This window comes from Arthrobacter zhaoxinii (genome assembly GCF_025244925.1).
Lineage (GTDB): Bacteria > Actinomycetota > Actinomycetes > Actinomycetales > Micrococcaceae > Arthrobacter_B > Arthrobacter_B zhaoxinii.
On record NZ_CP104275.1, the window covers coordinates 3,267,853 to 3,290,257 of the forward strand.

Sequence of the window (22,405 nt, forward strand, 5' to 3'; positions counted from 1 at the left end):
CTCCGGCAGAAGAAGCCGCCACCGTCTAGGCATGCTTCGCGGGAACGAAAAAACGTGCCGCCCTTCCGGAAGGAAGGACGGCACGTTCTTTGTTCTTCGGGAACGGGTGGAACTAGCTCCGGACCGGTTCCTCCACTTCTGAGTGCTGCTCGTCGACGTGCGGGTGGCGGCGTTCCAGGGAGGCGCCCTCGACGTCGACATCCGGCAGGATCTTGTCCAGCCACTTCGGCAGCCACCAGGCCTTGTCGCCGGCCAGGTGCATCAGGGCCGGGACCAGCAGCATCCGCACCACGAAGGCATCAACAAGGACACCGAAGGCCAGCGCGAAGCCGATCGGCCGGATCATCGTGCTGTGCGAGAAGATGAAGCCGCCGAACACGGACGCCATGATGATGGCCGCGGCGGCCACCACCGAGCGTCCCGCGCGGAAGCCCTGGGCGACGGCGAGGCGTGCCGGTGCGCCGTGGACGAAAGCCTCCCGCATGCCGGAGCCGAGGAAGAGCATGTAGTCCATGGCCAGGCCGAAGAGGATGCCCGCCAGGATGGTCGGCAGGAAGCTCAGGATCGGGCCGGGGGTTTCCACCCCGAAGATGCCGGACAGCCAGCCCCACTGGTAGATGGCCACCACGCCGCCGAGGGCGGCGAAGTAGGACAGGATGAAGCCGAGAGTGGCGATCACCGGAACGAAGATGGACCGGAACACCAGGATCAGGATCAGCAGGGACAGTCCCACCACCACGCCGAGGTAGAGCGGCAGGGCGGAGCCCAGCTTCTCGGAGATGTCGATGTTGCCGCTGGCAGAGCCGGCCACGCCGATCTCGTAGTCGCCGTTCTCGCCCTCAACCGGGGACATACCGCGCAGCGAGTTCACGAGTGTTTCGGTGGATTCGCTCGTGGGGCCTTCTTCCGGAATGACCTGGAAGGCAGCCACGCTCCGGTCTTCGGAGGTACCGATGGGGGCTACTGCCGCCACGTCGTCCTGCTCGAAGATGGCGGTGGCAATCTCGTTCTGGGCCACCAGCGCTTCCTCTTCGCTGGGCTCGCCGGGCAGCTCGGCCACGAGCAGCAGCGGACCGTTCTGTCCTTCACCGAACTTCTCGGAGACGGCCGCATAGGCCCGGTACTGGGTGGTGTCGTGCGATTCGGCGGAACCGTCGGGCAGGTTCAGCCGCAGGTCCATCGACGGCACGGCCAGCAGCAGCAGCGCGGCAATGGAGCCGACAACCGTCACCACGGCACGGACGGAGGACATGGGCTTGGCCGACGCGAGCTGCGGGCGGCCCTCCTTGGAGTCGGCGCCGGCGGGAGTGATGGCCGCGCGTTCCTTGCGGCTGAGGATGCGCATGCCCACGAGCTTCAGCAGTGCCGGGGTCAGCGTGACGGCAACCAGCACGGCGATGGCAACACAGGCCGCACCCACGGTGCCCATGAGGCCCAGGAACGGGATTCCCGTGACGTTGAGCGCCAGGAGTGCAATGAAGACGGTTGCACCGGCGAACACCACGGCGTTGCCCGAGGTGCCGTTGGCCAGCGCAATCGACTCCTGCAGGGAGAGGCCGGTCTTGAGCTGGCGACGGTGCCGGTTCACGATGAACAGGGCGTAGTCGATGCCCACGGCGAGGCCGAGCATCAGACCCAGCACCGGGGTTACGGAGGCCATTTCGACGACGCCGGAGAAGGCGAGGCCGCCCAGGGCACCGATGCCGACGCCGATCAGCGCGGTCAGCAGCGGCAGCCCGGCAGCGATCAGGGTGCCCAGCATGACGAACAGGACGACGCCGGCGATGACGAGGCCAACCACCTCGCCGATGCCGAAGAGGGCCGGAGTCGCAGCCGAGATTTCAGCGGAGAAATCCACCTTGACCCCGTCGATGGGCTCATCCTCGAAGAGGGCCACCACGGCATCCTTGGTTTCCTGCGTAATTTCCATCTGCGACTCAGTGAAGGTCACATTCAGGATCGCGGCGCTTCCGTCCTCGGAAACGGTGCGGATTTCCGTGGCCATGTCCAGCAGGGCTGCGCCCTGTTCGGCCTGCACGGCGCCGGCTTCCAGCTCTTCACTGCCAGCGTCCAGCTCCGCCCGCTTAGCATCCAGTTCGGCCTGCTGTGCGTCCAGTCCGGCCATCATTTCGGCGGGTGCGCCCGCCGCTTCGGCCTGTTCCCGCGCGGCGTCGAGCTGTGCCTGTCCGGCCTCCAGCTGGGCGCGGCCGTCCTCGATCTGGGTGCGGCCTGCCTCAACCTGCGCCAGGCCCGCCTGCAGTTCCTGCCCCTGCTTGGCCCGATCCGCCTCGGTGGCGAACGGATCGATGACGTTTTCCACGCCGTCAATCTCGCCGGCCTCGTTAACCCACTCGGAGATTTCCTGCTGCTGGGTATCGGTGAAGCGGGAGCCGTCCTCCGTCTGAACCATCACGGAGCCGGAGCCGCCCGATGCCTGCGGAAGTTTTTCCTGCAGCCGCTCGGTGACCTTGGTGGTGGGCGTATCGGGAATGGAGAACGCGGTGGTGAGGGTGCCGCTGAAGAGCGTGTAGGCCACACCGGCCACCACGAGCACAGCGAACCACGCCGCCAGGACGGTGCGCGCACGGCGTGCGGCCGCCGCACCAAGGCGGTAGAGGAATTCAGCCATTGAGAGTCTGTCCTTTAGAGGGATGGTTGGGGGAAACTGCGGAACTAGGGCAGGCTTGCCCGGCCGGTCCGGCGGCATGGCCGGTACGGACGGTGTCGAGAAGCTGGTCCAGCATCCGGGCCCAGCTTCGTCGGGACTGCGGAGTGTCAACGGCACCGGTGGCGCAGTGCCAGTGGTGGTACAGCACCCCCAGTCCGCTGGTGAGGGCGCCCACCAGCAGGTGCACGCTGAGCTTATCGGCCTCGGGGTGGCGGCTGAGCATCACGGCGGAGAGCCGTTCGCTGAGCTCGGTGAAGGCCCGCAGGGCCATGGGGTGTGCCGTCGCTGCCGGCCCCCCGTCTCCGAGCACGCGGTTCAGGTAGGCCATGGGTCCCACCAGGTCCGCGTTGCGGAAGGCCTCGGCAATTTCATCCAGCACGGCCGGGCCGTCGGACGCAGGGACGGCGGTCAGGCTTGCGACGGCGGAACTGAGCACGTCACTGCAGACCTCGGACACGATGTCATTGATGGAGCCGAAGTGGTTGAACACCGTGCGGCGGGAAACGTCGGCGCGCTGCGCCAACTCGTCCACAGTGAAGTCTGTGGTCTGGCGCTCGTCCATCAGCGCGGCCGCGGCAGCCACGATTTCCTGCCGGTGGCGGCTTTTGAGCGCTTTGCGGCGGTCTTCAACCGGGAGGGTGGTGGTCAGCACGTTCCTACACTACGTGCATCATTGCACTGGGTGCAAACGGTTGGCGGCAGGCGTTCCGTCAGTACCGGGCGCCCTCCGGCTGCGGTGCGTTATTGAGCATTGCCAGGTCCTCATCACTGAGCATCAGGTCTCCGGCAGCGACGTTTTCGCGCAGGTACTTCGGCGTCTTGGTGCCGGGAATCGGGATGACCCGGCGGCCCTGGGCCACTACCCAGGCCAGTGCCACCTGCGCCGGCGTCGCGCCCACCCGTTCGGCGACGTCGTGCACCCGCTGCACAATGGCCAGGTTCGCCTTGATGTTCTCCTGCTGGAAGCGCGGGAGCTTCCGGCGCATGTCATCAGCCGGCAGCTGGTCAAAAGAGGTGAACCGGCCGGTGAGGAACCCGCGGCCCAGCGGTGAGAAGGGCAGGAACGCCATGCCGTGCTCCTCGCAGTAGGGCACGACGTCGGACAGCCGGTCCCGGGTCCAGAGCGAGAGTTCGGACTGCACCGCCGTCACCGGATGCACCGACTGCGCCAGCTCAATCTGCTCCACACTCGCCTCGGACAGCCCGATGGCGCGGGCCTTGCCGTCCGTGACCGCCTGTGCCATCGCTCCCCAGGAATCCTCCAGCGGCACCTCCGGATCCACCCGGTGCAGGATGTACAGGTCCACGTGATCGGTGCCGAGCCGGCGCAGGCTCGCATCAATGGATGCACGGATGTGCTCGGGTCGGCCGTCCTTCTTCAGTCCGGGCATCGTCCCGGCGGCGGGAGCCTCGGTGCTGATCTCCAGCCCGACCTTGGTGGACAGCACCACCCGTTCCCGGTAGCCGTCCTTCAGTGCCCGGCCCACGAGTTCCTCGTTGGTGTAGGGGCCGTACACGTCCGCGGTGTCGATCAGGGTGCTTCCCAGCTCGACCGCTCCGCGGATGACCGAGACCGACGTTTCATTGTCGCGTTCGGTATCCATGTCGTAGGCGTAGCTCATGCCCATGCAGCCCAGCCCGATGACGCCGACCTCGGGCCCGTTGATTCCCAGATGTGTTGTACGCACGGCACTCTCCTTGCGTGGCGGAGCGGACAGGTTCAGGGTTTAACGCTTATCTCCAGCACACCGTCCCGGATACGGGTGGAAAAGGACGGCTGCGGGGCGGTCGCCGGCCCGTGCACCACTTCCCCCGACTCCACGGAGAACGTGCTGCCGTGCCAGGGGCAGACGATGCACAGCTCGTTCGCCACCTGCCGCAGCTCGCCGTCGTGGAGAGGGCCGCCGAGGTGGCTGCAGCTGTCCACCAGAACAGAGACCGCGCCGTCCGCGGCACCGTCGGTGCGCTTGAGCACCATCAGGTTCACCGGTCCGAGGCGGGCCGGCTGCGGAACTCCGGACGCGAATGCCCCCGCGGGTCCCAGCGAGTGCCAGCCCGCCGGGATCTGCTCGGGGAAGTCATCGTTGCGGTTGACCCCGGCGCCCTGCCGGTACGACAGGTGTCCGCCCAGGAAACCGCCCGCACCGGAGACTGCGAGGCCGGTGAAGGCCAGGACGCGGCCCAGGTCCGTGCGGCCCCTACCGCGCACCAGCCAGGAGGCGGAGTAGAGGCCGACGGCGAGCACGTTCGCAGCCTGGTGCACAATCCCGGTGCGCTGCTGTTCGGTATCCAGCTGCGAGAAGTCGACGGCGCCTGCGAGCGCGGTGGGACCCGCGGCAGCTACACCCACGCCCACCAGGGTCCGGGCGGCCCGCTCGTTGCCCGGCACCAGGTCCAGCACGGCTGCGGACACCCACGCACCCAGCGGCACCACAATCATCAGCGGATGAAGCGGGTGCCCCAGGGGCACTCCGTGCAGGATGTCTTTCACGGCAGGCCAGGGCACACCGGCCTTCACCGCCTTCGACACCCAACCGGCTGCGGGGTCCAGCCAGCCCGTGGTTTCCAGTTTGTCGGCAACGGTCACTAAGGGCAGTCGGCGCATGGCCTCTCCTCACGGAAATGATCACCTGATTGATCCTGCACAGGCTAGGTGCCGGCCCGTGCGGGCGCCACCGAAACCGCCGTACCGTCCGGTTTGGGCGGCACTGTTGCACGCCGGCCCGGGCCGGCGGCAGCGACCCGGGGCTAGAGCGCCTTGCCCGGGTTGAGGATGCCCAGCGGATCAAGGGCGGTGCGGATGGTATTCATGATCTCCAGGGACACCCCGCCCAGCTCCTCCTCCAGCCAGTCCCGCTTCAGCAGCCCGATCCCGTGCTCGCCGGTCAGGGTGCCGCCCAGCCGGTGCGCCAGATGGAACATCTCCCCCAGCGCCGCTTTGGCCGGACCGGTGGTCACGGAGTCCTCCGGATCCAGCACAATCATGGGGTGCAGGTTCCCGTCCGAGGCATGCGCGATCGTAAAAATACGGACCCCGGTACGTGCGGAAATCTCCTCAAGCCCGCTCACCACTTCCGCGAGCCGGCCCCGCGGTACGCCGATGTCGCCGATGGACACCCGCCCTAGCTTTTCCAGGGAGGGGATGGCCTCCCTGCGGGCGGTGATCAGGGCGGCGGCGTGCTCGTCGTCGACGGCCTTCTCGCAGCTGCCCAGCGTTGTCAGGACCTCCATCACCACGTCCTGTTCGAGGAACGCCCCGTACCCGTCCGTCTGCACCAGCAGGAACGCTCCGCCCTTCGACCGGTAATCGGTGCCCATCGCCATATCCACGGCTTCCAGTGTGGGCCCGTCCATCAGCTCCATCACGGAGGGCTGGATCCGGGCGGCAATGACGGCGGAGGCGGCCTGGGCGGCAGTAGTAACGTCCGGGAAGAACGCTGCCACCGTGGCAGTGTGCACCGGCATGGGGCGCAGCCGGAGGGTGGCTTCGACCACTACCCCGAGGGTTCCTTCCGAACCGATCATCAGGGCATTGAGGTCATAGCCGCTGACGCCCTTGATGGTCTCGCGGCCGGTGCGCAGTTCCCGGCCGTCCGCCAGGATCACGCGCAGGGCCAGCACTGATTCCCTGGTGACACCGTACTTGGCGCAGCGCATGCCGCCGGCGTTGGTGGCGATGTTGCCCCCGATGCTGCAGATGGCGGTGCTCGCCGGGTCCGGTGCGTAGAAGAGTCCGTATTCCGCCGCCGCCGCGTTGAGGTCGGCGTTCAGCACCCCGGGTTCCACCACAGCCAGCTGCTCCCGGGGGTCGATGCGCAGGATCCGGTTCATGCCCGAAACGTCGAGGACCAGTTCGCCGGCCCGGGAGGACGACGCCGCGGCGAGCCCGGTGCCGGCTCCCCGGGGAACCACGGGTATGCGGTGTTCGGTGGCCAGCTGGAGGGTGGCGACGACGTCGTCCGCGGTGCGGGCGAACACCACGCCGTCCGGCAGCGACTCCGGAACAAAGCCGGACCTGTCGGTACTCACCCGTTGCCGGTCCGCTTCCAGGAAGGAGACGGAGGGGAAGCCGCTCAGGACGGAACCGCCCGGGCCGAAGGTGACGCCGGCGGGAACGGGAACGGGAACGGGATCGAGGGAGTGCGTGCTCACGGAATTTCTCCTTGCAGTTCGGGGACGCGGACGCCCCGGGAAACCGGAATCTCGAGCGGTTTTAAGGGACCATCCAGCCAAGAATCGAGGTGGACTGCAGCCAGATCAGCACGGTGATGAACGCCAGCAGGCCAAGGCTCCAGCCGATGAGTTTGCGCAGCAGTGTCCCTTCCGCCCCGTCGAGGCCGACGGCGGCGGAGGCGATGGCCAGATTCTGCAGCGAAAGCATCTTGCCCATGACCCCGGCCGAGGAGTTCGCGGCGGCCATGAGCGTGGGCGACAGACCGGTCTCATTCGCCGCGGCAACCTGCAGGGCACCGAAGAGGGAGTTCGACGACGTGTCAGACCCGGTCAAGGCCACGCCGATCCAGCCGAGCAGCGGAGAAAGCAGGGCGAAGAAGCCGCCGGCGGAGGCCAGGGCGACCCCGAGGGTGGTGGTCTGCCCGGACAGGTTCATCACAAAGGACAGCGCCAGCACGGAACAGACCGTCAGGATGGTCCAGCGCAGCTGGACCAGGGTTTCGCCGTACACCTTCACCCCGCGGCGCGGTGCAATCCGATACAGCACCATGGTGACGATTCCGGAGAAAAGCAGCAGGGTGCCGGTTGCCCGGATGTGGTCAAAGCGCAGGGTCTGGGCAGCCACCGGTTCGCCGTTGTTCCCGACGACGTCGAGTCCCGGCCACAGGAACGTGGTGCTCCCGATGCTGGTCAGCCAGGTCTTGACCACGGGGATCTGGGCGATGGAAAACACCACAATGATCACCAGATACGGGGCAATGGCCATCCAGACGTCGTGGCCCGAGGGCCGGCCGCCGGATCCGGTGAGGGTGTCCGTTCCGGTCCGGGTGTCCGTTCCGGCCGCTCCGGTCCCCGACGCCGACGCCGCTTCCCCTGCGTTTTCGGCCTCGCGGGATTCGCCTGTCATCCCGATGATCTCGGCCGGCTGCCAGACACGGAGCATCAGCAGCACTGCGATGACTGTCACCACGGCGGCAACGACGTCGGTCAGTTCCACGATGAAGAAGTTGGAGGCGGCGAACTGCGCCAGTCCAAAAGCAGCTCCGGCCACCAGCGCCACGGGCCACGTTTGCCGCAGCCCGCGCTTGCCGTCCACCAGGAAAACCAGGATCAGCGGAACCACCAGGGCAATAAAGGGTGTCTGCCGTCCGGTCATGGAGGAGAGTTCCTGCAGCGGGATGCCGGTGACACCGTTGAGCGCAATGAGGGGAGCCGCCATCGCACCGAAGGCCACCGGCGCCGTGTTGGCAAGGAGGGCGACAACGGCGGATTTCAACGGCTTCATGCCCGCGGCCATCAGCATGGCGGCCGCAATAGCCACCGGGGCACCGAAGCCGGCCAGGGATTCCAGCAGGGCGCCGAAGCAGAAGGCGATGAGGATCGAGAGGATGCGTAGGTCGTCGGAGATTGACCGGATGGTGCGGCCGAGGACCTCGAACCAGGGCGTTGCCACCGTGAGTTTGTAGATCCACAGGGCGTTGATCAGGATCCAGAGGATGGGAAAGATGGCGTAAAAGGCTCCCAGTCCCGTGGCCGAGAGGACCTGCCCCACCGGCATCCTCCAACCGACCACGGCGAGGATGATGGACAGCGCCAGACTGATCAGGGCCGCCTGGTACGCCTTCATCCGGAAGACGCCCAGCAGGACGAACAAAATCAGCAGGGGCAGCGCCGCCAGGATGGCGGACATGGCCAGGGAACCGGCAATCGGGTCGAGAGGCTGTTGGAAGGCAGCAGTCGTCACAAAAACTCCTTTGTTTTTGTTTCCACATCCACGGTGATGATGCGTTGACCCTAGGCCCGCCCCTTCGCAGGGTCAACGGTTTGGCAGTTTCTGCTTCCTGCTATTGCCGGGGATCGGGATTTCGCGGCTGTTCGCTGCCCATATCCGCTGCTCCAAAGAGTTTCTCGGCGGGTGAATCCGTGTCGGAGTTCGCCCGCGCCATCAGCTCCGGATGATGGAGATCCAGGGCGGGGCGTTCCGAGCGGATCTTGGGCAGCGAGGTGAAATTGTGCCGCGGCGGCGGGCAGGAGGTTGCCCATTCCAGCGAGCCGCCGAAGCCCCAGGGGTCATCCACTTCGACTTTCTTGCCATGCCGCCAGGTGATGTACACATTCCAGGCGAAGGGAATCATGGACAACGCCAGAATCGCGGAGCCAATGGTGGAGAGCTGGTTCATTCCGGTGAAGTTGTCCTCCACAAGATAGTCGGCATACCGCCGGGGCATACCCAGCACACCCAGCCAGTGCTGGATCAGGAATGTGGTGTGGAAACCGAAGAACAGCAGCCAGAAGTGGATCTTGCCAAGACGTTCGTTGAGCATCTTTCCAGTGAATTTGGGCCACCAGAAATAAAATCCCGCAAACATTGCGAAGACCACGGTGCCGAACACCACGTAGTGGAAATGCGCCACCACGAAGTACGTATCCGAGACGTGGAAGTCCAGCGGCGGCGAGGACAGGATGATGCCGGTCAGTCCGCCGAAGAGGAACGTGATCAGGAAACCGAGGCTCCAGAGCATGGGGGTTTCAAAAGTGATGGATCCGCGCCACAGGGTGCCGATCCAGTTGAAGAACTTCACGCCGGTGGGCACTGCGATCAGCATGGTCATGAAGGAGAAGAACGGCAGCAGCACCGCGCCGGTCACGTACATGTGGTGCGCCCAGACCGTGACGGAGAGCGCCGCAATGGCAATGGTGGCGAATACCAGGCCCTTGTAGCCGAAGATGGACTTGCGGCTAAAGACCGGGAAGATCTCGGACACAATGCCGAAGAACGGCAGCGCAATGATGTAGACCTCGGGGTGGCCGAAGAACCAGAAGAGGTGCTGCCAGAGGATGGAGCCGCCGCGTTCGGGATTGTAGATCTCCGCACCGAAGCGCCGGTCTGCGCCGAGGGCAAAGAGTGCTGCTGCCAGGGGCGGGAACGCCATCAGGACCAGGATGGCCGTCACCAAGGTGTTCCAGGTGAAGATCGGCATCCGCCACATGGTCATGCCGGGGGCCCGCAGGCAGATGATGGTGGTGATGAAGTTGACGGCACCGAGGATGGTGCCGAACCCGGAGAGCGCCAGTCCGAAGACCCAGAGGTCTCCCCCGAGCCCGGGGCTGAAGGCAACATTGGACAGCGGTGTATACGCCGTCCAGCCGAAGGACGCGGTGCCCTGCGGGGTCAGGAATCCGGACAGTGCCACCAGCGAGCCGAACAGGAAGAACCAGAACGCGAGTGCATTCAGGCGCGGGAACGCGACGTCGGGCGCCCCGATCTGCAGCGGCATGATCACATTCGCGAAGCCGGCGAAGAGCGGGGTGGCGAACATCAGCAGCATCGCCGTGCCGTGCATGGTGAACAGCTGGTTGTACTGCTCCCGGGTCTGCAGGATCTGCATGCCGGGCTCAAACAGTTCGGCACGGATGAGCAGTGCCATCACGCCCGCCAGCGAGAAAAAGACAAAGGACGCGATCAGGTACATATACCCGATGGTTTTGTGGTCGGTGGAGGTGATCCAGTTGACGACGATCCGCCCTTTGGACACCGGAACCACCCGGGGTGCTACAAACGTTCCGTCCGGTTCCGCGGTGTATTTCACTGTCGACATGGAACTATCCCGATCCGCCGAAGGGTACTGCCCTGCCAGGAACACGAGACTGTGCTTGGTATCGTAGGGCGGCTTGTTACAGCCCGCCAGACCCTCCGGACAATCCATCGGCCGGCCCCGCGGGATTCGCGCGGAACGGCGGCACTGCCGCCGGTTACCGGACTGTCCCGATACCGGTGCCGTATGCGGGAAGGGCAGGGCACAATCGGAGGATGGACCATCACGCCCCCTCAACCGAAATGCCCCGGACCGCTGTGATTACCGGGGCAGGCTCAGGGATTGGCCGGGCTACAGCCCGGGCCTTTCTGGCTGCCGGCTTCCGGGTGGCCCTGGCAGGACGGCGGGAGGCTGAACTGCGGGAAACGGCTGCCGGATCCGCGTCGGCACTTGTGGTGCCCACCGACGTCACCCTGCCCGACGACGTCGAACGGCTTTTCGCCGCCGCTGCGGGGGCGTTCGGACGGGTAGACGTGTTGTTCAACAATGCCGGGACCTTTGGCCCCACGGGCAGCATTGACGAGCTGAGCGTCGAGGACTGGAACCGGACCCTGGCGGTGAATGTCACCGGCACGATGCTGTGTTCAGCGGCGGCCGTACGGCACATGAAGGCTCAAACACCGCAGGGCGGCAGGATCATCAACAACGGCTCCATCTCGGCGCATACGCCGCGTCCGCTCTCGGCGGCGTATACGGCCACGAAGCACGCCGTCACCGGCCTGACCAAAGCAATCGACCTGGACGGGCGGCCCTTCGGTATCAGCTGCGGACAGATCGACATCGGCAATGCGGCCACCGAGCTGCTCACCGGGATCGGCGGCGGGCCGGGTGCGCTGCAGGCCAACGGCACCCGGGCCGTCGAACCTTCGTTTCCGGCCGGGGAAGCCGCTGCCGCGGTGCTGTTTATGGCCTCCGCTCCGGCGTCCGCGAATGTCCGTTCCCTCGTGGTCACCGCGGCCGGCATGCCCTTCGGCGGCCGCGGCTAAGGGTGTTTCATCCGGAGTCTTAGCCCTCTGCGCGGTCGCTTTCCACGTATGCTGGCGGCCATGGGGATACAGAACACCGGGCCCGGGTATTGGCGGGCGGCACAGGACAAGGTTGAACTCTTTCAGCGGAACCCAAGCGAACCTGCGCCGCCGTTCCGGCTGAGCGGTGTGTGGGTGGCACTGTGGATTTTCCTGCTGCTGTTGGGCGGAGTGGTGGCATACCTGGCGTTCGACTCCCTTCAGACCGGAAGGCCGTGGAGGCGGGGCGATAGTGTGTCGAGCTCATGGATCCCCCTCATCCTCGGTCTCGGCCTTATGTCCGCGCCTATCTGGCACTACCCCCAGGTCCGTAAGGACTGGGGCCAGCTGTCTCCCAGGATGACCGTCACGGCCGCCGGCATGGACATTTACGTCATGGCGGCGCCGCGTTCCCTAGGCTGGGAAGCCGTCCGCGGGTTCCGGGTGGACACCACCGGCAGCTGGGACCAGTTGGTAGCCGACCTCACCAAACCGCACCCCAATCCGGTGAAGAAGGGTCCGGCCCAAGTCACCTCGTATCCTGGCGTCTCGTGCCTTGAGCCGCACAGTACCGCCTACGTCCTGAACTCTCTGCTAGCCAGGCCCGACCTCCGCGCGGACCTCGGATCGCCCCGCTCGGAAGCGGAAATCAACGCACTCATGGTCAGCGCAGTTCCGGCAAAGCCCACCGCCTAGGCCCCTCCTCCACCACAGGAGCGGCAGGCCGGGTTCCTAGCCCTCCCGGGCCTTCCGGGTCTGCTTCTCGCTGGCCTTCTGCAGCGCCGCCACCAGCTCATCCTTGGTCATCTTGGAGCGGCCGGAGATTTCCAGACGGGACGCGAGTTCATACAAGTGGTCCTTGGACGCGTTCGCGTCCACTCCCCCGGCGGTGCCCCTGGACGAGTTGCGGCCTTCGGCGGCCCGGGCATCGGAGGGGCCGTTCTGCTCCTTTTCCTCCCAGTGGTCTCCGACCTTTTCGTGGGTGTGCTTGAGCGAGGCGTACGCCGTCCGGGCCGCCCGCTCGCCGTCGCCGTATTCCTTTACCGCGGAGTCGTAAGTCTTGGCAAAGGTGTCCTGCGCCTTGGCATCCGAGCGCTGCAGAGTCGAAGGCAGTTCGCTCTTCACTGCGTGGTCATTCCTGCCGGTCTTAGGCATCCTCGTCCCTGTCCGTAGCGTTCTCTTCGACTCCGTTCGGGTCCATTGCCTCCAGCACCTCGTCCGGATCGGTGTCGTCCGGCAGTGGTTCGGGTTGGCGCCATTCCTCGAGGTGGCCAGGGCGCGTGGTCTTGGTCAGGTCCTCGGTCTCGAGCTTCAGCTCCTCATCGAGGCGGCGCCCGTGGGTGCTGTTTCCGCGTTCAGCCATGATGCGTTCCTTTCGGTCCGTCGGCAGTGAGCGTCCTTACGGTCTACCACCCTTCCCGGCACGGGCTCAACCAAAAAAACTTCTTCGCCGCTCCCGGCAGTGCACGGGAGCGGCGAAGAAGTTTTTTGCAGGACCGGGGGCGATGATTGGTGCCCGGAAAACAGGGGTTAGGCGGTGGCGGCGGCGGCCTCGATGTCGTCGTCGTCGATGCCCAGCATCTCCAGCTTTCCGCTCTTGCGGTCTGCCAGGTACTGCTTCATTTCCTTCTTGATCACGGGCAGCAGCAGGTACACGCCGAGCAGGTTCACAAACGCGCAGACGAACAGTGCGGCATCGGCGAAGCTGATGACCTGGCTGAAGGACAGGACGCAGCCGGCCACGGTGAACGTCAGGAAGATGACCTTGTAGGCGATCTCGCGGCGCTTGCCGCGGCCGAAGAGGTATTCCCAGGACTTCAGACCGTAGTAGGACCAGGTGATCAGGGTGGAGTAGGCGAAGAGCGCCACGGCGATGGAGAGCACGATCGGGAACCATGGCAGGACGGTGGCGAACGCATCGGAGGTGAGGATGACGCCGTCGGGCGCGTCGCCGCCGGCCTGGACCTGGTCAATCCCTGCCTGCAGGCTGGGGGTGGAGGCCATGATGATGGCCAGGGCGGTCATGGTGCAGATGAGCACGGTGTCCACGAGCGGTTCGAAGAGCGCCACGAAGCCTTCGCTGACCGGGCGGCGGGTCTTGACCGCTGAGTGCGCGATGGCTGCGGAGCCGACGCCGGCCTCGTTCGAGAAGGACGCCCGCTGGAAGCCGACGATCATGACGCCGATGATGCCGCCGGCGAAGCCCTCGGGACGGAACGCGCCCTCGATGATGGCACCGAAGGCTGCCGGCACGTTCTCGAAGTTGACGATGATGACGAACAGGCAGGCCAGAATGTAGATGCCGCCCATGGCCGGCACCAGCTTGGAAGTGGTGGCACCGATCGACTTGATGCCGCCGAGGATCACCACGGCCACCAGGGCCGCCAGGACCAGGCCGAAGATCAGGGCCGCGCCCGCGCTGCCGAGGAGCCCGTCGTCGCCGCCCGTGACGTTCTGGATCTGCGCGAAGGTCTGGTTGGCCTGGAACATGTTGCCGCCGGCAATGCCGAAGATCAGGATCGCTACCGCAAAGATCCCGGTGAGGATTTTAGCCGGCCAGTGGCCCAGGCGCCGGAAGGCTACCGGCAGGTACTTGAACGGACCGCCGCTGATGGAGCCGTCCTCGTGGACCTCGCGGTACTTCACGCCCAGCGTGCATTCCGCGAACTTCGAGGCCATGCCCAGCAGTCCGGCCAGGATCATCCAGAAGGTCGCACCAGGGCCGCCCAGGGCCATGGCCGCACCGACGCCGGCGATGTTGCCGAGGCCGACGGTCCCGGACAGGGCCGAGGTAAGGGCCTGGAAGTGCGGCACCTCCCCCGGATCATCTTTGGAGGAGAACTTGCCGCGGACCACCTGGGTCGCCACCTTCAGTCCGCGGAACTGGATGAAACCGAAGTAGAAAGTGAAGACGATGCCGGCGAGGATCAGCCAGGCGACGACTACGGGGAAACTGAAGTCGCCGATGGTGACCGGGAAGAACACGATCCCGGAGAATACGGTGGTAATCGGTTCGAAAAAGGAGTTGACCGCGGAGTCAATGGTGCCGAGCAATCCACCGTCCTCAGATGCCGGTGCCATGGAAACTGCCCGTGCTGCGTTCATTGGTTCGAACCCCTGTTTCAAGTAAGCGTGCTGTCGAATGCGACAACATAGCCTCGCTTAACACAGGGGTATCGCACAAATCACATGCCGTACGTGAGACGGACTGTCAGCACTCCACCACATTGACGGCCAGGCCGCCGAGTGCGGTTTCCTTGTACTTGGAGCTCATGTCCCTGCCGGTTTCCCGCATAGTCACAATGACTTCATCCAGCGAGACCCGGTGTTCGCCGTCGCCCCAGAGCGCCATTTTTGCGGCGTTCACGGCCTTCGCGGCGCCGATGGCATTGCGCTCGATGCAGGGCACCTGCACCAGCCCGCCAATGGGATCGCAGGTCAGGCCCAGGTTGTGCTCCATGGCGATTTCGGCGGCGTTTTCCACCTGCTCCGGCGTGCCGCCCAAAATCTCGGCCAGGCCGGCGGCGGCCATGGACGACGCCGATCCCACCTCGCCCTGGCAGCCTACCTCGGCGCCGGAAATCGAGGCCTGCTCCTTGTAGAGCACACCCACGGCGGCGGCGGCGAGGAGGAAGCGGACCACGACGTCGTCGCGCTGCTCCGGGGTTGCGTTCTCCATGCCGGGGCCGTAGTGCGTGGCGTAGAACATGACGGCGGGGATGATGCCTGCCGCGCCGTTGGTGGGCGCAGTGACCACCCGTCCGCCGGACGCGTTTTCCTCATTGACGGCCAGGGCCACGAGGTTCACCCACTCCTGCCAGAACTTCGGGTCCCGGTCCGGGTCCTCGGCCCGCAGCCGGGTGTGCCAGGCCGGAGCACGACGGCGGACCTTCAGTCCGCCGGGCAGCAGGCCGGTACGGCGGATGGCGGAGTTTTTGCACTCCTCCATAACGTCGCGGATGTGCAGCAGGCCCGAACGGATGTCCGCCTCTGACCGGGAAACCCGCTCATTGGCCAGCATCACTTCGCTGATGCTCAGTCCGCCGGCGGTGCAGTGCTTCAGCAGTCCGACTGCGGTGCGGAAGGGATAAGGCAGATCGGACTTGCTGGCCTCCAGTTCCAGGGCGTCCGCCCGCTCTTCACCCTCGCGGACAATGAAGCCGCCGCCCACGGAGAAGAAGGTGGCCTCCTGCAGCACGGATCCGTCGGCGGCCAGGGCGGCGAACTTCATGCCGTTGGTGTGCCGCGGCAGCACCGTAAGCGGGTGCAGCACAATGTCCGCCTCGCCGTATTCCAGCGGCAAGGCCACGGCGCCGGGAACCTGGGCACACAGCTGCAGTTTCCGGGATGACTCAATATCAGCCAGCCGCTGCTCCACCTGTTCGGGCAGGATCAGCTCGGGAGCGAAGCCTTCCAGGCCCAGCAGCACTGCGGTCATTGTGCCGTGGCCCCGGCCGGTCGCCGCGAGGGAACCGTAGAGGTCCACCCGCAGGCCGGCGACGGCGGCCAGGCTGCCGGCGTCGACCAACTCCGCCGCGAAGACTGCAGCGGCGCGCATCGGGCCCACGGTGTGGGAGCTCGATGGGCCGATGCCCACGGTAAAGAGGTCAAAAACGCCGACTGCCAAGGTATTGCTTCCTAACGGTTTGCCGCAGCGGGGGCAGCGGAGAGGTCCGCTACTTCCGGGTACAGCGGGTGGGCCTGCGCGAGGGCGGTGACGCGCCCGCGCAGCGGTGCCAGGTCCGAGTCCTCGCCTGCAATGAGGGCCTTGGCAATGATATCCGCGACCTCGCGGAACGCGTCTTCGCCGAACCCGCGGGTGGCCAGGGCCGGGGTGCCGATTCGCAGGCCGGAGGTCACCATCGGCGGCCGCGGGTCGAACGGTACGGCGTTGCGGTTCACTGTGATGTCGATCTGCGCCAGCCGGTCTTCGGCTTCCTGGCCGTTGAGGGCGGCGTTGCGCAGGTCAACGAGCACCAGGTGCACGTCGGTGCCGCCGGAGACCACCGAGATGCCGGCCGCGGCGACGTCGTCGGCCAGCAGGCGTTCGGCGAGGATCCGGGCGCCGGCAAGCGTCCGTTCCTGCCGCTCTTTGAACTCAGGGGTGGCGGCGATCAGAAAGGCGGTCGCCTTGCCGGCGATCACGTGTTCCAGCGGGCCGCCCTGCTGGCCGGGGAACACTGCGGAGTTGATCTTCTTGGCAATGTCGGCGTCATTGGAGAGGATGATGCCGCCGCGCGGACCGGCGAGGGTCTTGTGTGTGGTGGTGGTGACCACGTGGGCGTGCGGCACGGGGCTGGGGTGCAGTCCCGCGGCCACCAGGCCGGCGAAGTGCGCCATGTCCACCATGAGGTAGGCACCCACCTCGTCCGCGATGCGGCGGAATTCGGCGAAGTCCAGCTGGCGGGCGTAGGCGGACCAGCCGGCCACAATCAGCTTGGGCTGGTGTTCCTTGGCAAGGGCTTCCACTTCGGCCATGTCCACGCGGTGGTCCTCTTCGGCCACGTTGTAGGGCACCACGTTGTAGAGCCGGCCGGAGAAATTGATCTTCATGCCGTGGGTCAGGTGCCCGCCGTGCGCCAGGGACAGGCCCAGGATGGTGTCTCCCGGCCGGATCAGGGCGTGCATTACGGAGGCGTTGGCCTGCGCGCCGGAGTGCGGCTGCACGTTGGCGAAGCCCGCGCCGAAGAGGGACTTGGCCCGGTCGATCGCCAGCTGCTCAATGACATCCACGAATTCACAGCCGCCGTAGTAGCGGCGTCCCGGGTAGCCTTCGGCGTACTTGTTGGTCAGCACGGAGCCCTGGGCCTCCATGACGGAAACCGCGGTGTGGTTCTCGGAGGCGATCATCTCCAGGCCCTGCTGCTGCCGGCGGAGCTCGTTGTCGATCTGCTCCGCGACCTCGGGATCGACTACAGCCAGCGAATCGTTGAGGTAATCGCTCACAGGTCGCCGCCGTTCTTCTCTGCGTATTCCTCGGCGCTGAGCAGTGCGCCCTCGCTCGTGGCGTTCACGGTGAACAGCCAGCCGGCGCCGTACGGGTCCTCGTTGAGCAGGGCCGGGTTGTCGATGGCCTCCTGGTTGATCTCCACGATCTCGCCGGAAACCGGGGCGTAGAGGTCCGAGACGGACTTCGTGGACTCGACCTCGCCGCAGGTTTCGCCGGCGGTCACTGTGTCGCCGACGGCGGGCAGGTCAACATAAACGACATCGCCGAGGGCGTCGGCGGCGACAGCGGAAATGCCGACACGGACGGGGCTCGAGGAGTCTACCCACTCGTGTTCGGCGGAATAGCGGAGTCCTGCGTTTACTTTGCTCATCTGTTTGCCTCTCGAAGCTGAGTCGGGTGCGTTCGGGTCTGGTTCAAAGTCTAGGTTCCGAGTGCCCGCGGGGCGGCATTCGCCGCCCCTTAGACACCTCGCTCGTTCCTCGCTCGGCGATGCGGGGCTACACGAACGCCGCGCCGCGCGCACCGTTCAAAGGTGTCAGAAACGTGCTCACCTACACACGTGAGCCGCTGTCTGTGCCTTGCCCACAGCGTCACCCCGCGCCGCCGTCGTAAGAATCTTTGGTCTTTCGTTACTGCTTGCTGCGCTTATAGAACGGAAGCTCGACAACCGTGAAGGGTTCGGGCTTGCCACGAAGGTCGACAGAGAGCTCGGTGCCGGGGGCGGTGTAGTCCTGGTCCACGTAGGCGAGGGCGATGGGGAAGCCGAGGGTGGGGCTGGGGGCGCCGGAGGTGACTTCGCCGATGACCGTTTCGCCGTCGCTGCCGAACACCGGGTAGGAGGAGCGGGCCGAACGGCGGCCGGAGCCCTTCAGACCCACGAGGCGGCGGGCCGGGCCTGCTGCCTTGCGGGCTTCGAGCGCTGCCCGGCCCACAAAGTCGCCCTCCTTGGAGAGGGCGACGACAGGCCCCAACCCGGCGGCATACGGATCGGTGTCGAGGGTGAGCTCGTTGCCGTACAACGGCATCCCTGCTTCCAGGCGGAGTGAATCGCGGCAGGCCAGGCCCGCCGGGATCAGGCCCCGGCCCTCCCCGGCGGTGAGCAGCGCGGACCAGAGGGCCGCGGCGTCGTCGTTGGGGACGTAGATCTCGAAGCCGTCCTCGCCGGTGTACCCGGTGCGGGCCACAAGCAGGTTCAGGGTCCGCTCCCCCGTCCGGATGCCTACCGTGGCGGCAGCGTAGTACTTCATCCCCGTGACCAGGTCCTGCCGGCCGTCCAGAACCAGGTCCAGCAGGATGGCTTCGGCAACAGGGCCCTGCACGGCCACCAGCGAGGTCTCCGCCGACACGTTGTTCACCATAACGTCGAAGCCCTCGGCACGGGACGCCAGTTCGGCGGCCACGGTATCGGCGTTGCCCGCGTTGGGCACCACAAGATAGGAATCGTCCGCGAGGCGGTAGCTGATCAGGTCATCAATTATGCCGCCGTCGTTGTTGGTGATCAGCGAATACTTGGCGCGTCCCGTCTTCACCGCGGAGAGCTTGCCCACCAGGGCGTAGTCCAGGAACGCCCCGGCGTCGGGCCCGGACACCTCCACTTCACCCATGTGGGAGAGGTCGAACAGCCCGGCTGCACCGCGTACGGCCTTATGCTCGGCCAGTTCGGAGCTGTATTTCAACGGCATCTGCCAGCCGCCGAAATCGGTGAAGGAAGCACCCAGCTGTTTGTGCGCTTCGTAAAGCGCCGTGTATTTCTCAGTCATGGAATGGTCCTTCTAGTTTTCGAAGTCTTCGATGGGCGGGCAGGAGCAGATCAGGTTCCGGTCTCCGGCGGCGCCGTCAATGCGGCCCACCGGCGGGAAGTATTTGTCCATGCGCAGGGTGCGCAGCGGGAAGGCTGCCTGTTCACGCGGGTAGGCGCGGTCCCACTCGTTGGCTGCCACGACGACGGCGGTGTGCGGGGCGTTGCGCAGCGGGCTGCCTTCGAGGGTGAAGTCCCCGGCGGCCACCTGGTCGATTTCGGCGCGGATGGCGATCATCGCGTCGATGAAGCGGTCCATCTCGCCCAGATCCTCGGACTCGGTGGGTTCCACCATGAGGGTGCCCGCCACCGGGAAGGACAGCGTGGGGGCGTGGAATCCATAGTCCACAAGGCGCTTGGCCACGTCTTCGGCGGTGACGCCGGTCTTCGCGGTCAGCTCGCGCAGGTCCAGGATGCATTCGTGCGCCACCAGCCCGCCCTTGCCCGTGTACAGCACCGGGAAGTATTCGTTCAGGCGGGCAGCCACGTAGTTCGCCGCGAGCAGGGCGTGCTTGGTGGCGCTGGTGAGCCCCTCGCCGCCCATCAGGCTGACGTAGGCCCAGGAGATGGGGAGCACGCCGGCGGAGCCGAAGCGGGACGCGGAGACGGGAATGTCCTCGCCGCCGGTCCAGGTGGCGGCGTCACCGGGCATGAACGGGGCCAGGTGCGCCTTGGCCGCCACGGGTCCGACGCCGGGGCCGCCGCCGCCGTGCGGGATGCAGAAAGTCTTGTGCAGGTTCAGGTGGGAGACGTCGCCGCCGAACTCGCCGGGCTGCGCCAGCCCCACCAGGGCGTTGAGGTTGGCCCCGTCAATGTAGACCTGGCCGCCGGCCTCGTGGATGGCTTCGCAGACGTCGCGGACGTCGTCGTCGAACACGCCGTGGGTGGAGGGGTAGGTGATCATGATGGCGGCGAGGTTCTCGCGGTGCGCGTCGATCTTGGCGCGCAGGTCCGCGTGGTCGATGGCGCCGTCGTCGGCGGTGGCCACAACCACCACCTTCATGCCGGCCAGCACCGCGGAGGCAGCGTTGGTGCCGTGCGCCGAGGCGGGGATCAGGCAAACCGTGCGCTGTTCATCGCCGCGGGAGTGGTGATAGCCGCGGATGGCCAGCAGCCCGGCCAGTTCACCCTGCGAGCCGGCGTTGGGCTGGATGGACACGGTGTCATACCCGGTGATGACCGCGAGCTTCTCTTCCAGGTCCGCAATCAGTTCGCGCCAGCCCTCGGTCTGGGAATCCGGAGCGAAGGGGTGGATGGAGGCGAACTCCGGCCACGTCATGGCCTGCATTTCCGCGGTGGCATTGAGCTTCATGGTGCACGAGCCCAGCGGAATCATGGTGCGGTCCAGGGCCAGGTCGCGGTCCGAGAGGCGGCGCAGGTAGCGCAGCATCTGGGTTTCGGAGCGGTAGGAGGAAAACACCGGGTGCGTCATGAACTCCGAGGTGCGCAGCAGCCCGCCCGGCAGGTCGAAGCCGTCCGCGGATTCCACGGGCGCGGCGCCGAAGGCTTCGGCGACGTCGGCGATCACGGCCGGCGTCGTCGTTTCATCGGCGGAGATGCCCACGGTGTCCGCGTCGATCCGGCGCAGGTTGATGCCCTTCGCTTCGGCGGCGGCAATCACCTCGGCGGCGCGGCCGGGAACGCGTGCGGTCACGGTGTCGAAGAAGGACTCGTGCAGCAGTTCGACACCGGCGTTCTTCAGTGCGGCGGCCAGGGCCCGGGCGGAGTCGTGGGCGCGGCGGGCAATCGCGGTCAGGCCTTCGGGGCCGTGGTAGACGGCGTACATGGAGGCCACGATGGCGAGCAGCGCCTGCGCCGTGCAGATGTTGGAGGTCGCCTTCTCCCGGCGGATGTGCTGCTCGCGGGTCTGCAGGGCCAGGCGGTAGGCGGGGGTGCCGGCGGAGTCCTTGGAGACCCCCACCAGGCGGCCGGGCAGGGACCGTTCCAGGCCCTTGCGGACGGCCATGTAGGCGGCGTGCGGGCCGCCGTAGAACAGCGGAACGCCGAAGCGCTGCACGGAGCCGACGGCAATGTCCGCGCCCTGCTCACCGGGAGGGGTGATGAGGGTCAGGGCCAGCAGGTCCGCGGCCACCGTGACCAGCGCGCCGCGGTCCTTCGCGTCAGCGATCACCGGGCTCTGGTCGCGGACCACGCCGGAGGCGCCCGGCTGCTGGAGGACGACGCCGGCCAGCTCGCCTTCGGGCAGGCCGTTGGAGAGGTCGGCAACAATGACGTCGAAGCCGAGCGCCTTGGCCCGGCCCTTGACCACGGCGATGGTCTGCGGGAACAGTTCCGCGTCCAGAACAATGGCACCGTTACCCTTTGCCTTGTTGGACCGGCGCATCAGCAGCACCGCTTCAGCAACGGCAGTGGCTTCGTCCAGCAGGGAGGCATTGGCGATGGGCAGGGCGGTGAGGTCCTGGACCATGGTCTGGAAGTTCAGCAGCGCTTCGAGCCGGCCCTGGGAAATCTCCGGCTGGTAGGGGGTGTAGGCGGTGTACCAGGCCGGGTCCTCCACCACGTTGCGCAGGATCACCGGAGGGGTGTGGGTGCCGTAGTACCCCTGGCCGATCATCTGGACGGCCGTTTTGTTCTTGCCGGCGATCCTCCGCAGCGCGACTAGGGTTTCCTCTTCGCTCTTTGCCGGATCCAGGATCAGCGGAAAGTTCTGCCGGATCGCGGCGGGGACGGCCATGTCCACCAGACCGTCAAGGGAGTCGTAGCCGACAGCCTTGAGCATGGTCTCGACGGCATCGGCGCGGGCGCCGATGTGCCGGTCCGCGAAGGCGGCGGGATGAGCGGCGGAGGACGGTTCTACAGACATAAGAGGCTCCAGGAAAGGCAGACGGGGGTGCGTCGACGGCTCCTCCCCGCTCTGTATTGGACCTGAGAGATTCCGCGGGTGTACTTCCGCTTGCACCGTCGGTGAGGTCCCGGCACAACCGGGAACTGCTTTCCAGAGTTGCCTCGCTGTGGCGGTTCGGGGGCCTGAGAGATTCCCGGGGAGGGTTTGCTCCTACGGCGCCCGCCGATGCTGCTGCGCATCCGGCGGGACTCTCCCGCCACGGCTGATAAAGGCATGTTCAATTGTGACTGCTGATGTGACACAGCCAACTTTAGCCTGCCCCCGGCTGCGTCTCAACCGGTGAACACGCCCGGCCGCGGGGCGAAGGGACAGGTCCGAACCCCGGTGTGACCTGCGACGTCACACCCCTT

At 66.4% G+C, this 22,405-nt stretch carries 17 protein-coding genes and 1 riboswitch; of the genes, 2 read left to right on the top strand and 15 right to left on the bottom strand.

Annotated elements, in window-relative coordinates; genetic code table 11:
* Positions 1-112 precede the first annotated feature (112 nt).
* The 7 genes from N2K95_RS15295 to ctaD form a co-directional block, all read right to left on the bottom strand.
* The gene (locus tag N2K95_RS15295; RefSeq protein WP_260652247.1) at positions 113-2,629 is read right to left on the bottom strand and encodes an MMPL family transporter; all 2,517 of its coding nucleotides are present in this window, start codon (positions 2,627-2,629) and stop codon (positions 113-115) included.
* Positions 2,622-3,320, bottom strand: coding sequence for a TetR/AcrR family transcriptional regulator (locus N2K95_RS15300; RefSeq protein ID WP_260652248.1), 699 nt, complete (start codon positions 3,318-3,320; stop codon positions 2,622-2,624). The genes N2K95_RS15295 and N2K95_RS15300 overlap by 8 nt, the downstream gene beginning before the upstream one ends.
* Before the next feature lie 58 nt (positions 3,321-3,378).
* Positions 3,379-4,356, bottom strand: coding sequence for an aldo/keto reductase (locus N2K95_RS15305; protein WP_260652249.1), 978 nt, complete (start codon positions 4,354-4,356; stop codon positions 3,379-3,381).
* A 32-nt stretch (positions 4,357-4,388) separates the two neighbouring features.
* Positions 4,389-5,273: a DUF2231 domain-containing protein gene (locus tag N2K95_RS15310; RefSeq protein ID WP_260652250.1), complete on the bottom strand. Its 885-nt coding sequence runs from the start codon at positions 5,271-5,273 to the stop codon at positions 4,389-4,391.
* 143 nt (positions 5,274-5,416) lie between these two features.
* Entirely contained in the window at positions 5,417-6,820 is a 1,404-nt protein-coding gene (locus tag N2K95_RS15315) for an FAD-binding oxidoreductase (RefSeq protein ID WP_313771113.1), read from the bottom strand.
* A 61-nt stretch (positions 6,821-6,881) separates the two neighbouring features.
* Positions 6,882-8,531: an L-lactate permease gene (locus tag N2K95_RS15320; RefSeq protein WP_260653839.1), complete on the bottom strand. Its 1,650-nt coding sequence runs from the start codon at positions 8,529-8,531 to the stop codon at positions 6,882-6,884.
* Between the two features lie 154 nt (positions 8,532-8,685).
* Positions 8,686-10,440, bottom strand: coding sequence for an aa3-type cytochrome oxidase subunit I (gene ctaD / locus N2K95_RS15325; RefSeq protein ID WP_260652251.1), 1,755 nt, complete (start codon positions 10,438-10,440; stop codon positions 8,686-8,688).
* A 212-nt stretch (positions 10,441-10,652) separates the two neighbouring features.
* Between ctaD and N2K95_RS15330 the strand changes: the two genes are divergently transcribed.
* Together N2K95_RS15330 and N2K95_RS15335 are read left to right on the top strand one after the other, a co-directional pair.
* Positions 10,653-11,423 (top strand): SDR family oxidoreductase, encoded by a 771-nt coding sequence (locus tag N2K95_RS15330; RefSeq protein ID WP_260652252.1) that lies wholly within the window; start codon positions 10,653-10,655, stop codon positions 11,421-11,423.
* Positions 11,424-11,483: 60 nt separating this feature from the next.
* On the top strand, positions 11,484-12,137 hold the full coding sequence (locus N2K95_RS15335) for a hypothetical protein (RefSeq protein ID WP_260652253.1): 654 nt from the start codon (positions 11,484-11,486) through the stop codon (positions 12,135-12,137).
* Between the two features lie 36 nt (positions 12,138-12,173).
* On the opposite strand, the gene N2K95_RS15340 is transcribed toward N2K95_RS15335, so the two are convergent.
* From N2K95_RS15340 to gcvP, 8 genes are all read right to left on the bottom strand, one after another.
* Positions 12,174-12,596: a ChaB family protein gene (locus N2K95_RS15340; protein WP_260652254.1), complete on the bottom strand. Its 423-nt coding sequence runs from the start codon at positions 12,594-12,596 to the stop codon at positions 12,174-12,176.
* Positions 12,589-12,804, bottom strand: coding sequence for a hypothetical protein (locus N2K95_RS15345; RefSeq protein ID WP_260652255.1), 216 nt, complete (start codon positions 12,802-12,804; stop codon positions 12,589-12,591). Before N2K95_RS15345 ends, N2K95_RS15340 begins: the two co-directional genes overlap by 8 nt.
* 167 nt (positions 12,805-12,971) lie before the next feature.
* Positions 12,972-14,522, bottom strand: a complete 1,551-nt coding sequence (locus N2K95_RS15350; RefSeq protein ID WP_260652256.1) for an alanine/glycine:cation symporter family protein — start codon at positions 14,520-14,522, stop codon at positions 12,972-12,974.
* Positions 14,523-14,652: 130 nt separating this feature from the next.
* The gene (locus tag N2K95_RS15355; protein ID WP_260652257.1) at positions 14,653-16,068 is read right to left on the bottom strand and encodes an L-serine ammonia-lyase; all 1,416 of its coding nucleotides are present in this window, start codon (positions 16,066-16,068) and stop codon (positions 14,653-14,655) included.
* 11 nt (positions 16,069-16,079) lie between these two features.
* Positions 16,080-17,387, bottom strand: a complete 1,308-nt coding sequence (glyA, locus tag N2K95_RS15360; protein WP_260652258.1) for a serine hydroxymethyltransferase — start codon at positions 17,385-17,387, stop codon at positions 16,080-16,082.
* On the bottom strand, positions 17,384-17,761 hold the full coding sequence (gene gcvH, locus N2K95_RS15365; RefSeq protein WP_227919961.1) for a glycine cleavage system protein GcvH: 378 nt from the start codon (positions 17,759-17,761) through the stop codon (positions 17,384-17,386). The genes glyA and gcvH overlap by 4 nt, the downstream gene beginning before the upstream one ends.
* A gap of 259 nt (positions 17,762-18,020) precedes the next feature.
* The gene (gcvT, locus tag N2K95_RS15370) at positions 18,021-19,151 is read right to left on the bottom strand and encodes a glycine cleavage system aminomethyltransferase GcvT (protein WP_260652259.1); all 1,131 of its coding nucleotides are present in this window, start codon (positions 19,149-19,151) and stop codon (positions 18,021-18,023) included.
* A gap of 12 nt (positions 19,152-19,163) precedes the next feature.
* The gene (gcvP, locus tag N2K95_RS15375) at positions 19,164-22,013 is read right to left on the bottom strand and encodes an aminomethyl-transferring glycine dehydrogenase (RefSeq protein ID WP_260652260.1); all 2,850 of its coding nucleotides are present in this window, start codon (positions 22,011-22,013) and stop codon (positions 19,164-19,166) included.
* 142 nt (positions 22,014-22,155) lie between these two features.
* Positions 22,156-22,261, bottom strand: a riboswitch (glycine riboswitch).
* Between the last annotated feature and the right edge of the window lie 144 nt (positions 22,262-22,405).

Excerpts from the sequence above, each read along its gene's own strand:
- N2K95_RS15295 (WP_260652247.1), bottom strand. The coding sequence starts at position 2,629 with ATGGCTGAATTCCTCTACCGCCTTGGTGCGGCGGCCGCACGCCGTGCG.
- N2K95_RS15310 (WP_260652250.1), bottom strand. The coding sequence starts at position 5,273 with ATGCGCCGACTGCCCTTAGTGACCGTTGCCGACAAACTGGAAACCACG.
- N2K95_RS15320 (WP_260653839.1), bottom strand. The coding sequence starts at position 8,531 with ATGTCCGCCATCCTGGCGGCGCTGCCCCTGCTGATTTTGTTCGTCCTG.
- ctaD (WP_260652251.1), bottom strand. The coding sequence starts at position 10,440 with ATGTCGACAGTGAAATACACCGCGGAACCGGACGGAACGTTTGTAGCA.
- N2K95_RS15330 (WP_260652252.1), top strand. The coding sequence starts at position 10,653 with ATGGACCATCACGCCCCCTCAACCGAAATGCCCCGGACCGCTGTGATT.
- N2K95_RS15335 (WP_260652253.1), top strand. The coding sequence starts at position 11,484 with ATGGGGATACAGAACACCGGGCCCGGGTATTGGCGGGCGGCACAGGAC.
- N2K95_RS15340 (WP_260652254.1), bottom strand. The coding sequence starts at position 12,596 with ATGCCTAAGACCGGCAGGAATGACCACGCAGTGAAGAGCGAACTGCCT.
- N2K95_RS15345 (WP_260652255.1), bottom strand. The coding sequence starts at position 12,804 with ATGGCTGAACGCGGAAACAGCACCCACGGGCGCCGCCTCGATGAGGAG.
- N2K95_RS15350 (WP_260652256.1), bottom strand. The coding sequence starts at position 14,522 with ATGGCACCGGCATCTGAGGACGGTGGATTGCTCGGCACCATTGACTCC.
- gcvH (WP_227919961.1), bottom strand. The coding sequence starts at position 17,761 with ATGAGCAAAGTAAACGCAGGACTCCGCTATTCCGCCGAACACGAGTGG.
- gcvT (WP_260652259.1), bottom strand. The coding sequence starts at position 19,151 with ATGACTGAGAAATACACGGCGCTTTACGAAGCGCACAAACAGCTGGGT.
- gcvP (WP_260652260.1), bottom strand. The coding sequence starts at position 22,013 with ATGTCTGTAGAACCGTCCTCCGCCGCTCATCCCGCCGCCTTCGCGGAC.